8 protein-coding genes and 1 other annotated feature are annotated in these 12,517 nt (G+C 62.1%); of the genes, 5 read left to right on the top strand and 3 right to left on the bottom strand.

Going from position 1 to position 12,517, the window contains the following annotated elements:
* Positions 1-2: 2 nt before the first annotated feature.
* From ANT_RS00425 to ANT_RS00405, 5 genes are all read left to right on the top strand, one after another.
* A complete protein-coding gene (locus ANT_RS00425) occupies positions 3-1,376 on the top strand; it encodes a tetratricopeptide repeat protein (protein WP_013558518.1) in 1,374 nt (457 codons plus the stop codon).
* Positions 1,377-1,592: 216 nt separating this feature from the next.
* Positions 1,593-1,892, top strand: a binding site (T-box leader).
* Between the two features lie 63 nt (positions 1,893-1,955).
* Positions 1,956-3,329, top strand: coding sequence for a TrpB-like pyridoxal phosphate-dependent enzyme (locus ANT_RS00420; protein WP_013558517.1), 1,374 nt, complete (start codon positions 1,956-1,958; stop codon positions 3,327-3,329).
* Between the two features lie 227 nt (positions 3,330-3,556).
* The gene (locus ANT_RS00415) at positions 3,557-5,287 is read left to right on the top strand and encodes an ABC transporter ATP-binding protein (protein ID WP_041455126.1); all 1,731 of its coding nucleotides are present in this window, start codon (positions 3,557-3,559) and stop codon (positions 5,285-5,287) included.
* On the top strand, positions 5,284-6,129 hold the full coding sequence (locus ANT_RS00410) for an energy-coupling factor transporter transmembrane component T family protein (protein WP_041455125.1): 846 nt from the start codon (positions 5,284-5,286) through the stop codon (positions 6,127-6,129). The genes ANT_RS00415 and ANT_RS00410 overlap by 4 nt, the downstream gene beginning before the upstream one ends.
* 425 nt (positions 6,130-6,554) lie before the next feature.
* Entirely contained in the window at positions 6,555-7,184 is a 630-nt protein-coding gene (locus tag ANT_RS00405; protein ID WP_013558514.1) for a Yip1 family protein, read from the top strand.
* Between the two features lie 30 nt (positions 7,185-7,214).
* Here ANT_RS00405 and ANT_RS00400 read toward each other — a convergent pair whose 3' ends face one another.
* The 3 genes from ANT_RS00400 to ANT_RS15865 all read right to left on the bottom strand — a co-directional run bounded on the left by ANT_RS00400 (position 7,215) and on the right by ANT_RS15865 (position 12,297).
* Entirely contained in the window at positions 7,215-10,370 is a 3,156-nt protein-coding gene (locus ANT_RS00400) for a ligand-binding sensor domain-containing protein (RefSeq protein ID WP_013558513.1), read from the bottom strand.
* Between the two features lie 143 nt (positions 10,371-10,513).
* Positions 10,514-11,686, bottom strand: a complete 1,173-nt coding sequence (locus tag ANT_RS00395) for a glycosyltransferase (RefSeq protein ID WP_013558512.1) — start codon at positions 11,684-11,686, stop codon at positions 10,514-10,516.
* Positions 11,683-12,297 carry a glycerol-3-phosphate acyltransferase gene (locus tag ANT_RS15865; RefSeq protein ID WP_013558511.1) on the bottom strand — a complete coding sequence of 205 codons (615 nt, stop codon included), beginning with the start codon at positions 12,295-12,297 and terminating at the stop codon, positions 11,683-11,685. The genes ANT_RS00395 and ANT_RS15865 overlap by 4 nt, the downstream gene beginning before the upstream one ends.
* Positions 12,298-12,517: the final 220 nt, after the last annotated feature.

The following is a 12,517-nucleotide window of genomic DNA, read 5'->3' as shown; positions in this document are numbered from 1 at the left end:
CCATGGCGCAAAAGTACCTGTTCCGCAAACGTTCTTCTTCCAACCCCTACACCATCCTGGCGCTTACGGTGATTTTGCTGGCAATGGTGGCGGTCCTGCGCGGCTTGCAGACTCAGCAAATCGAGCCGCTCTTCCTGCCCACCCCCACGCCCACGCGCACATCCAATTCCTACGCCCTGGAAGGGCAAACCCACTTTCAGGCGGGCAACCTCAAGGGCGCCATTGAAGCCTATCAGCAAGCCCTGCAGAGCGAACCCAGCAACGCCCGCATCTGGATGGAACTGGCGCAGATTCAAACCTATTCCTACAAATCCCTGACCACCCGCGAAGCCCAACGCCAGCGCCTCGCCGAGGCAATCGAGTCGGCAAACCGCGCCGTGGAACTGGCGCCCGAAGACAGCAGTGCCTACGCCATCCGCGCCTTTGTGCGCGACTGGAACGCCGGCTTGCTTGAATCGGATGAGGAACGCAGTCGCCTGCTGGTGGAAGCCGAACAGGATGCCCAGAAAGCCCTCTTGCTGGACAAGAACAACGTGCTGGCGCTGGCGTACTCCGCCGAAATCCTCAACGACCAGCAGAAATGGGATCAAGCCCGCCAGTACATTCAACTGGCAGTGGAGCGCAACCCCAATCTGATGGACGTGTGGCGGGTGCAAGCCGCCATCCTCGAATCCTTCGGCGATTATCAGGGCGCTATTCAAGCCTATGACCGCGCCATTGAACTGGCGCCCAACCTGACCTTCCTCTACGTGCAGGCAGGCGTCATCTATCGCCACCTGGGCATGACCCAGACCGATAAAACCCTTTCGGCGCAGTACTACGCCACCGCGCTGGATTACTTTGCCAAGGCGGTCAACAAGAACAAGCAGTTGGGCATCGAAGATCCCGTGCCGTACATCGCCATCGGCAAGGTGTACACGCAGATGGGCGAGTTCTTCGTCGCCGCCCTCAACGCGAAAAAAGCCCTGCAGATTGATCCTTACAGTCCCGACCTGTACGGGCAGTTGGGCATGGTGTACTTCAAAGCCCGCAACTACGAGACCGCCATCCCCGCCCTGCAGTGCGCTGTCGAGGGCTGTTCCCCGCAGGTGTCCTGCGAGGTGCGCGAGTGCGACCCCGCCAGCGATCCGCCCATTGAGATTCAGGGCATCCCCCTTGAACCCAACGACCCTACCACCGTGGTGTACTACTATACCTATGGCTCAATCCTGGCAGGGCTGTACCGTCCCGTGGGCGAGACCAAAGACTACTGCGACCGCGCGCTGAACGTCTTTGACAAGGTGCGCGCCCTCTACGCCGGCGACAGCACGGTGATGGGTATCGTCGAAGCCAGCGAGTCCATCTGCGCCTCTTTTGGCATCACCCGCAAGCCGTAAAACCATTTTGGCATAATTGGAGTACACGGTTTCGCACGGTGAGCCTGCCGAAGCCAGCACACATTTAGCGTTCGTCTCGGCTCGCTCGACGAACGCTCTCTTTTCTCCTTGCGTCCCTTGCGCCTTTGCGATGACATCCAGCCCTCGGATGATTTCTCCCCAAAATCCCCCTTGACTTCTCCAAAAATCTCCTTATAATCATGCAAAATCACATATCCAAAGACGTTGAAGAGGACGAGTAAGCGCTGCCCCGTCGGCACAGAGAGCAGGGAAGAAGGTGAAAGCCTGCCCGAACCGCGGCGCCGAATGGACCTCGGAGTTGCAGGGCGAAAGGAATTTTTTCGAGTAGCCCGCGCCGGAGTTGCCACCGTTATCCGGGCAAAGGGTATCGCCTTCGGGCTGTACCCGCAACGAGTGAGGCTGGCTTTCTTTCCCTGTTGTGCATCACGACAGGGATTTTCGATTAAAGCCCCAGCCTAATCTGGGTGGCACCACGGACCTGCGTTCGTCCCGGAAGGAACGGACGCAGGTCTTTTCGTTAAGTCAGAGGTGAAACACTTTTTACACAGGAGGAGTCTCATGTCCAACCAAACCCGTTTTTTGCTCAGCGAGAATGACATCCCGCGCTTTTACTACAACGTCCTCGCCGACAGTCCCGTTCCCCCCGCGCCGGTGCTCAATCCCATCACCCGCGAGCCGGTCACGCCCGACTTCCTCTCCGCCATCTTCCCCATGGAGATTATCCTGCAGGAAGTCTCGCAGGAACGCTACATTGAAATCCCCGAACCGGTGCGCGAAGCCTACAAACTCTACCGCCCCACCCCGCTGATTCGCGCCCTGCGCCTGGAAAAAGCTCTGGACACCCCCGCGCACATTTACTACAAATATGAGGGCGTCTCGCCGTCGGGCAGTCACAAGACTAACACCGCCCTGGCGCAAGCCTTCTACAACAAGATTTCCGGCACGCGCGCCATCACCACCGAGACCGGCGCCGGGCAGTGGGGGTCGGCGCTCTCCATGGCGTGCCGCTTCTTCGGCATGGATCTGGAAGTGTACATGGTCAAGGTCTCTTACGAGCAAAAGCCCTACCGGCGCTTCCTCATGGAAACCTACGGCGCGCAGGTGTTTGCCAGCCCCACCACGCGCACGCAGGCAGGACGCGCCATCCTGGAGAAAGACCCCAACAGCCCCGGCTCGCTGGGCATCGCCATCTCCGAGGCGGTGGAAGCCGCCGCTACTTCCGGCGGGGCTAAGAAATACGCTCTTGGTTCGGTGCTGAACCACGTTCTCCTGCACCAGAGCGTCATCGGCGAGGAAGCCCTCAAGCAGATGGACATGGCGGGCGAGTACCCCGACATGGTGATCGGCTGTGTGGGCGGCGGCTCCAATTTTGCCGGAATCGCCTATCCCTTCCTGCGCTACAACCTCACCGAGGGCAGGAACACCCGCCTGATTGCCGTCGAACCCAAAGCCGCCCCCTCGCTCACCCGCGGGGTGTATGGCTTCGACTACGGCGATACCGCCCGGATGGCGCCCATCGTCAAGATGCACACCCTCGGACACGACTTCATCCCCCCTGCCATTCACGCCGGCGGACTGCGCTACCACGGCATGGCGCCCAGCCTCTCGGCGTTTTACGATGCCGGGCTGATTGAAGCAGTGGCGGTAGGTCAGCGCGCGGTGTTCGAAGCCGCGGTGCTGTTCACCCAGCAGGAAGGCATCCTGCCGGCACCCGAGTCCTCGCACGCCATCCGCGTTGCCATTGACGAAGCCCTGAAGTGCAAAGAGACCGGCGAGAAGAAGGTCATCCTCTTCAACCTCTCCGGTCACGGGCATTTCGATTTGAGCGCCTACAACAAGTACCTCAGCGGGCAGTTGGAAGATTACGACTTCCCCGAGGACGCCATTGCCACCATCGCGCAAAGATTGCCGCAGGTGTCCATCCCGGCGTAAAGCCGCTGGCTGAGTCTGTCGAAGCTGAGCCGTGCAACAATCCGCACCCCTCAACACCACTCGGGAGGCGGACACCTCGGCAGGCTCGGCGCACGGTTTCTGTTTTGCGTCCTTTGCGCCTTTGCGGTAACATAACCACGCCCCTCGGGAGGCTCATGGCGCACACGCCCCCGGACGGCGGAGAGTTTTCTCCGCCGTCTTTTTGTCTTCTGGTACAATCATCCCGCATGGACAACCACCCCCCGCTGGTGCGCTTTGAAAGCGTCTCGTACCAGTACCCCCACCGCTCCGATTTTGCCCTGCAGGAAATCAACCTCAGCCTGCGCCGCGGTGAACTGCTGGGCGTCATCGGCGCCACCGGCGCGGGCAAGACCACCTTCTGCCTGACGCTCAACGGCATCGTCCCGCAGTTTTACGGCGGGCGCTTCTTCGGCAAACTCAGCGTGGCAGGGCTGGACACGGTGGATACCCCCATCCACCAACTGGCGCGCCACGTGGGCATGGTGCTGGAAGACCCCGAAACGCAGTTAATCGCCACCTCGGTGGAGAACGAGATTGCCTTCGCGCTGGAAAACCTCAACGTCCCCGCCGAAGAAATCCGCGCCCGCATTCCGCGCGTGCTGGAGATGGTGCGCCTGGAAAACCTGCCCAAGCGCCACCCATCCGAACTCTCCGGCGGACAGAAACAGCGCCTCGCCATCGCCGCCGCCCTGGCAGTCCAGCCCGACCTGCTGGTGCTGGATGAACCCGTCTCGCAACTCGACCCGCAGGGCGCGCAGGAAGTCTTTGCCGTCCTGCGCGAACTCAACCGCACCCTGGGGATGACCATGATCATCAGCGGGCATGCCGCCGAGGAACTGGCGGAGAGCGCCCAGCGCCTCATCCTGCTGGCGGGGGGCAAAATTGCCGCCGAAGGCACGCCCGAAGAAATCTACGGCAACATCCCCCTGCTGGAAGCCTGCGGGGTGCGCCCGCCGCAGGTCACACAGACCTTCTGGCTGGTGCGCCATCTGCTCCCCAAAGCGCAAGCCCTGCCGGTGCGCCTTGATGAAGGCATGCGCCTGCTGGATGCCCTGCCACGCCCCGCCCGCCTGCCGCAGATGCCCCCCGCCGCCGCCCCGCGCCCCCCTGCCGAGCCGCTGATTGCCGTGCGCGACCTGCACCACACCTACCCCAACGGCACGCAAGCCCTCTGCGGGGTCACCCTGGACATCCGCGCCGGCGAGTACCTGCTGATTGCCGGGCAGAACGGCGCGGGCAAAAGCACGCTGGTGCGCCACTTCGTCAACCTGCTCCAGCCCACCCGCGGCGAGGTGCGCTTTTCCGGGCAGGACACCCGCACCCTCTCCACTGCCGACGCCGCCCGGCGCATCGGCTACGTGGGGCAGAACCCCGATGTGCAGTTGTTCAACCGCACGGTGGAAGAGGAAATTGCCTTTGCCCTCAAGCACCTGCACTACCCCGCCGATGAGATCCGCCGCCGCACCGAAGCCGCCCTCGAAGCCCTGCGCCTGAACGATGTGCGCCAGCGCCACCCCTTTTCCCTGCCCAAAGGCGACCGCGCCCGCGTGGTCATCGCCGCCGTGCTGGCGCTGGAGCCGGAAGTGCTCATCTTTGACGAGCCCACCACCGGACAGGATCTTGCCGGCGCCACCGCCATCCTCGACATCACCCGCGACCTGCACCGCCTGGGCAAGACCGTTCTGGTCATCACCCACCACCTCTACCTGATGCCCGGCTACGCCGAGCGGGTCATCCTGCTGGGCAGAGGGCGTCTTCTGCTGGATGCCCCCCTGCGCGAAGCCTACCACAACCTCGCCGCGCTGGAGCGCACCGCGCTCACCCCGCCGCAGGCGGTCAAACTGGCGCAGGCGCTGGGCGCGCGCTGGCAGGTCTCTCTGCCCCTGCTCACCCCGCAGGAAGTCGCTCAATGCTGGTCTGCAGAGGGGGCGCCATGAGCGTGATTCTCTTTCAAAGCACCGGCAGGCGCACCCTTTTCCACCGCCTGGACTTCCGCTCCAAAGCCGTGCTGATGCTGGCGGTGACGGTAACGGCTTTCATCTGGGAAGATCCGCTGGCGCAGGCAGGGCTGGCGCTGGCGGTGTTCCTCGCCTGCGTGCTGGGCGGGGTGCGCTGGGCTTACCTGCGCGTCATCTTCCTGCTGATGACCCCGCTCTTCATCCTGCTGATGCTCACCCACGGCTTTTTCAACGTCCAGCAGGTGCGCTCCCTGCTGGGCGGCGCGCCGCTGACCTACCTTCTGCGCTTCCCCGAGGACTGGTGGCTGATCGGCGGGGGCGGGCTGACCCGCGAGGGCTTGCTCTACGGGCTGAACGCGGTGTTGAAGACCCTCAGCGTGGTGATGATTGTGCCGCTGGTCATCTTTACCAGCGATGTGGATCAGGTGGTGGTGGGCATGGTGCGGGCGCGCGTGCCCTACACGCTGGCGTTCATCTTCTCCGCCACCCTGCGCTTCTTCCCCCTGCTGTTTGCCGAAGCCCAGACCATCATCGAAGCCCAGCGCCTGCGCGGGCTGGCGGTGGAGCGCCTGCGCCCCTGGGAGCGGGTGCAGGTGTATGCGCGCATCGCCGTGCCGCTGATTCTGGGGGCGCTGGTGCGCTCTCAACAGTTGGAAGTTGTCCTGCAGTCGCGGGCGTTTTCGGGCAGTCCTCAGCGCACCTTTCTGCACGAGTCGCGCCTCTCCCCCGCCGATTGGGCGGTGATGGCGCTGGCGCTGGGCGGGATGGCGCTGGCAGTCGTCCTGCGCCTGACCACGGGCTTTGGAAGTTTTCACGGGTAGAGACATCCCACCGCACGGTGAACTTACCGAACCGCGCGCACCCCTCGACCTGGCTCGGAGTGCGGGCAGGTAAAACCGTAAAGGCGCGAAGGACGCAAAGCAAGTATGGCGTGCGCCGAGCCTGCCGGGGCGCACCCTCTTATCCTCTTCGCGTCCTTTGCGTCCCGGCGGGGATGCCCAGCCGTGTCGTTGCACCCCCGAAGGGGGGAAAGTACCCCGAACGGGGTAAGCAACCTCCCGACAGGATGGGCGGGGTTGAACGGGGTGACTTTGCTTTGCCGTAACGCCTTTTTCCCACAAGGGGATTGAATTTGAGACCGGAGCATGTCATAATCAGAAAAATTCAGGGGAGTTTATAAAGGATTCAAGTGGGGACTTGCTCAAAGCCCTAACCGCATCAAGTCTTTCAAACGGAGGATATTCTTATGGAGACCGAACCTGCCAAATCGGGCAAAATGTCATGGTATCAGGTCATGGCGCAGGTGTACTCCCAACCCTCGGTGGAGTCGTATCAGGATGTGGTGTCCTGCCAGGGTATCCGATTTTCCAGAGTGTACCTGTGGATTTTCAGCAGTACCCTCCTCGCCATGCTGATTCCCCTGGTGTTGTATTATGCCACCGGCGGAAAAATCGTCCACGATGATTTGAAACGCACGTTTTTGCTGGGCAACGCCGGGATGGGCATTTATTTCGCGGCAGGGGTAGGCACCGCTCTCCTGGCACCTTTGATCTTCATGGCTGGCGCAGGCATTCTTCACTGGCTGGCACAGCGGCTGGGAGGAACCGGGCACTTTGAACCGCTTGTGTTCCTGTTAGGCGCCGTTTACACCCCGGGAAATTTGCTCGATCAGTTGCTGGAAGGCTTCCTGCCCCCCGTGTTGGGGTTGGTGTTTCGGCTGGGATTGCTTCTTATCATGGCATATCTGTCCATCTTGAGCGTGAAAGCCGTCCACCGGTTGAGTTGGGGCAAAGCCGTGCTGGTGTTTGCAATCCCTGTGCTGATCATTGCGCTTCTGAGCGGGTGTTACCTTGGCTTCCTGCTCCTTGGAAGGTAATTGGGAGGTCTTAAAACTCCCGGTCTGGACTCAATTCTGCTCCCGCTCCCCTTCTGCTTCCCCGTACACCACCACGCAGTTGCGTCCGCGGTGTTTGGCGGTGTAGAGGGCAGTATCGGCGCGCTGAAGCACCTCGTCAAAGCGCGTCCCCTCCTCCTCACTGCTTTTGACCGCAATGCCCATGCTGGCAGTGACCGGGAAACCGTGCAGGACGCGGGTTTGTTCCTCAATCACCCGGCGGATGCGCTCAGCCACCGCCCGCGCCTCTCCCACACTCGTCTCGGGCATGTAGATGACAAATTCCTCACCCCCGTAGCGCGCCACGATGTCGCGCATGCGCACATTCTTGCGCAGGATATCAGCAATGGTAATCAGCGCCTGGTCGCCGACCAGGTGCCCGTACTGGTCGTTCACCCGCTTGAAGTGATCCACGTCCAGCAGGATGACGGCGTAGCGGCGACGCTCCCAGGCTTGTTCCCGGGCAAACTCCTCATCCAGCGAGGCAAAGAAGTGCCCGCGGTTGAACACGCCGGTCAGCGGGTCGGTTCTCACCAGACGTTCCAGTTCGCGCTGAACGGCAATGCGCTCATCAATTTCCCCTTCCAGTTTGCGGTTGGCTTCGCTCAACTCATGGGTGCGCTCGCACACGGCGCGCTCCAGTTCCCGCGTGCGTCGGCGCATCTCTGCCGTGCGCCAGCGGATGATGCCCAGCACCAGCCCAATCAACCCCATCAGCGTCAAGCCGTAAAATACCCGGGTCTGCCACCACGGCGGGCGGATGGTGATGTGAATGGCACGAGGCTTTTCATTCCACACCCCATCGTTGTTGGACGCCCGCACCAGGAAGGTGTACGTCCCCGGGTTGAGGTTGGTGTAAGTTGCCGTGCGATGCGCCCCGGCAGGCAGCCAGTCGCGGTCAAAGCCTTCCAGTTTGTACTGGTAACGGTTTTGCGCCGGGCTCTGGTAGTCCAGCGCGGCAAACTCGATGGAGAACACGTTTTGGTCGTACGGAAGCGAAATCTCGCTCAGAGTATTAATGTCCTGCGGCAACACCTCACTGCCCACCGGAGCGGGCTGATTGAACAGCGAAAAACCGGTAAAGACAATAGAGGGGGGCGCCTCGTTGCGGCTCAACTGCGCGGGGTAAAAGGCGTTCAGTCCGCCCGGACCGCCGAAGAACAACTCGCCATCGGGAGCGCGGAAGTCGCTGTAAATGTTAAATTGATTGCTCTGCAAGCCGTCTTCCAGGGTATAGGTGAGCACCTCGCCGCTGGATGGGTCCAGGCGCGCCAGCCCACGCGCCGTGCTGAGCCACAGACAGCCCGTCTCGTCTTCCCGAATGCCGTACACGGTCTCATTGGGCAGTCCGTCCGCCAGGTGATAGGCTCGGAAGCCCGGCAGAGCCGGGTCGTAGCGGTTTAAACCGCTCAACGTGCCCACCCACAGCGTCCCCTGCCGGTCGCGGTAGAGCGAAAACACTGTGTTATCGCTCAAACTGCGCGGATTGGCGGGGTTATGCAGAGCATGGTGAAATTCGCCGCTGCGAAAATCCAGGTAATCCAGCCCGCCGCGGTGCGTGCCAATCCACAGTCCGCGGTCGCCGTCCGCCAAAAGGGCGTTGATGGTATCATCCATCAGCGAGGCAGGTTTAGCGGCTTGATGGCGGTAGGTCTGGGCTTTGCCGGTAAACGGGTCAAACAGCACCAGCCCGAAGCCCAGCGTGCCCAGCCAGAACCTGCCCTGCCCGGCAGGAACAATAGAGGTGAGAAAGTTGCTGGGCAAACTGGCGGGGTCATCGGGGTTACGCCGATAGGTGGTGAAGGTCTCGGAAGGAATATCCATACGGCTCAGCCCGCCGCCGCTGGTGACAATCCACAGCGTATCGGCGCGGTCCTGGTAAAAAGCGGTGATAGTATCGCCCCCCAGGCTGTTGGGGTTGGCGGGGTCGGCACGGTACACGGTAATCTCGCCGGTACGCCGATTCAGTTTGTTCAAGCCGCCGCCCTGCGTGCCAATCCAGAGGACGCCGTCGCCGCGCGTCCACACCGCAGAGATGTTGCTGGTGCTCAGCCCGTTCTCCTCGCCCGGCTGGGCTTTGAGCAGACGGAAGCGCTGGCGCACGGGAGAAAGTTTGTTCAGCCCGCCGTTACGGCTTCCCGCCCACAGCACGCCGGAGCGATCCTGAAAAAGGCGGTAGATGTCATCGCTGCTCAAACTCTCCGGGTTGTTGGGCGAGGTGCGGAAGGCTTCCGCCCTGCCGGTGAGCGGGTCAAAGCGGTTAACTCCACCCTTCTCCGTACCCAGCCAGAGCATGCCGTCGGGAGTTTCCAGAATATCCCAAACGGTATCATCACTGATACTGGCAGGGTTAGCCGGGTCGTGGCGGTAGGCGGTAAAGGACTCGGTCACCGGGTCGAAGCGCACCAGCCCGCCGAAGCGCGTGCCAAACCACAGCGTCCCGCGGCTGTCCTGATAAATTGCCCACACCTGCTCGCTGGAAATGGCGCCGGGATTTTTCGGGTCGGGCAGAAAAACGGAGAAAATTTGCGTTTGGGAGTCCAGGCGGTTCAAGCCGTAGCGCGTACCCACCCACAGACTGCCCGTGGAATCCTCGCCAATGCGCAGAACCCACTTGCTCAGCGGGCGCGCGTCGTTGGGATTGGGCAGGTAAGTGGTGAAGTCCCTGCCCTCGCCATCCCAGCGGCTCAGCCCGCCGCGCGAACCCACCCACAGCGCACCCTGCGAATCCACAAAGAGCGACCATACCGAGTTGTTGGGCAGACTGCGCGGGTCAGCAGGGTCATGGCGGTAATGGGTAAAGCGCTGGGTGGCTTTGTCGTAGCGCGCCAGTCCGGCGCCATCGGTGCCGAACCAGAGCGCGCCGTCGGGCGTCTCCACGCCTGCCAGCACGATGCTGGATTGCAAACTGTAAGGATTGGCGGGATCGGGGCGGAAGATGGTGAACCGATAGCCGTCGTACAGGTTCAAACCGTTCTGGGTGCAAAACCACAGGAAGCCATCACGATCCTGCAGGATGCACATTACAGCGGCGTTGGACAGTCCTTCATCTACACTGAGGCGTTGAAAGCGGGGTGGAGGGGCTTCGAGGGAGGCGCTGGCATGGACGGGATGAACCGGTAAGACTGCAAGACAAAATAAAATCAGAAGAACCAGCCTGAATTTCATGAAACTCCCTTATCACACGGGACGGGAAAAACCAGGTTGATTGTACCATAAATCGATAAGTTTTCTTCGTTTAGTAATGAAGTTGTAATTTTACCTCCATTGGACTGTTCTCCCTGCCAGCGCCTCCAAAATATCCCCTTCTCTCACCAGCGCAGGGCAGGACGCGAAAGCGCGCGCCCCTTCCACTCCGCCTTTCCCTGCAGGGTAAAGACCAGCGAGCGCACGGCAATCATCACGAACAGGGCAATGCTCAGCGGGTAGAAGAGGATGACCAGCGGCGGGAAGCGGAAGCGCATGGCGGCAATGACCCACAGGAAGAGCGTCTCCACCACGGCAATCTGCGCCAGCGGCAGGGGGAAATCCGTCAATGGAAAGTTCAGCGCCGCACCCATCAGCGCCAGCGGCGGCTCAAGGAAACAAATGCTCACCCACGTCCATGCCAGCACGTAGAGCAGGACGTGGTAATCAAAGAAAGCAAAGACGTTCTTGGTAAAGCCGTCCACCGCCTCGCGCAGATTGTGGTACATGCGGCAATGCACCTCTTCGGTGGCATCCAGCAGACGCCAGCGGAAGCCCTGTTCCAGAATGCGCCGCCCCAGGGCAACGTCATCCACGGCGTGAGCGCGCACGGCGGCAAACCCACCCACGGCTTCAAACGCCGAACGGCGGAAGAGCATGAACTGCCCGATGGTCACCGAAAGCCCGCGCCAGCCCAGCCTTTGCGCCAGCGCCACCGGCAGGAAGGAAAAGATGCCGAAGCCCATCACCGGGATAATTAACTTCTCCCCCCAGGAATGCGCCTCTTCATACGGGAAGGCGGTGAGCAGGTCGGCGTCCTCCGCCACCTGCGCCGCCACAGCGCGCCTCAGCATGGCGGGAGCGTGGCGGGTATCGGCGTCGGTGAAGAGCAGCAGGTCGCCCTGCGCCGCCTGCGCCAGTTGATGGCACGCCCAGTGCTTGCCCAGCCAGCCCGGCGGGAGCGGCTCGCCCTTCAGCACGCGCAGATGCGGGAACTCCGCCGCCAGCCGCGCCAGAATCGCCCCCGTGCCATCGGTGGAGTGGTCATCCAGCGCCAGCACCTCATAGTTAGGATAGTCCTGCGTCAGCAGGGAACGCAGGCAGGCTTCGATGTTGGCTTCCTCGTTGCGCGCCGGCACCAGCACCGAGACACGCGGGAAGGTGTTGGGCGCGGGATAATCGCCCAGACGGCGGACGAGGAAGAAATTGGACAGGGCAATGAACACCCCCAGGGTCAGGAAAAACACCGCCATCTGCGGGGCATGCTCGAAAAGAGAGAGGGTCGGTAAGCCGTTCATGCCTCCCTCCGCGAAAGCAGGTGTCCCACCCAGGCGCGCGGACGGGGAGCGTGCGCCAGTTCGCGGCGGTGCGTCCAGCCAATCAGCACCATGTTCAGCGCGGCAAAGACCATCAGCGCGGGCGAAGTCCCCAGCCAGAGAGCATACGCCAGCAGTGCCAGCGTGCCGGAGAATGCCGCCCAGGCGTGTTCTTCCTGCAGAGCCAGCACTGGCAGGGTCAGCGAAGCGTAAACAGGGAACACCCGCGGACCAATCCACGCCAGCCACACCCCGCCGCTGACCGCCAGGGCTTTGCCGCCGCGAAACTGCAAAAAGGGCTGAAGGGCATGCCCGAGGATGGGCGAGAGCGCCACCGGCACCAGCGCCCACTCGCTCAGCCCGGCGCGTTGAGCCAGGAAGAGCGGCAGGAAGCCCTTGCACAGGTCAAAGAACACCGCCAGCAATCCAATGCGCCAGCCGCCCGCCTTCCAGGCGTTTGCCGCCCCGGGGTTGCCGTCGCCAATGGCGCGCACGTCCCTGCCGGTGAACACCCGCGCCAGGATGTACGCAAAGGGGATGCTCCCCAGCGTGAAGCCCAATGCCATGAAGGAAAGGATGTTCCACAGATCCATGAGGACACCTCCGATGATGAAATGGATCAAAAAATGATTCCTTTCAGCAATCCCTTGCCCGCCCCGCGGGGGGTACAGTGACACGACTGAAGATCACCGCCAGGACGCAAAGGACGCGAAGAGGATGAGAATATGCGCCTCGACAGGTTCACCGACCGAGACCTTCCCTGGCGTTTACTGTGCCTTCGCAGGAACGCTTGCCCGCACCCATCGGCAGGAT

Source organism: Anaerolinea thermophila UNI-1, assembly GCF_000199675.1.
GTDB classification, from domain to species: Bacteria; Chloroflexota; Anaerolineae; order Anaerolineales; family Anaerolineaceae; genus Anaerolinea; species Anaerolinea thermophila.
This window is presented reverse-complemented; position numbering and strand designations above follow the sequence as displayed.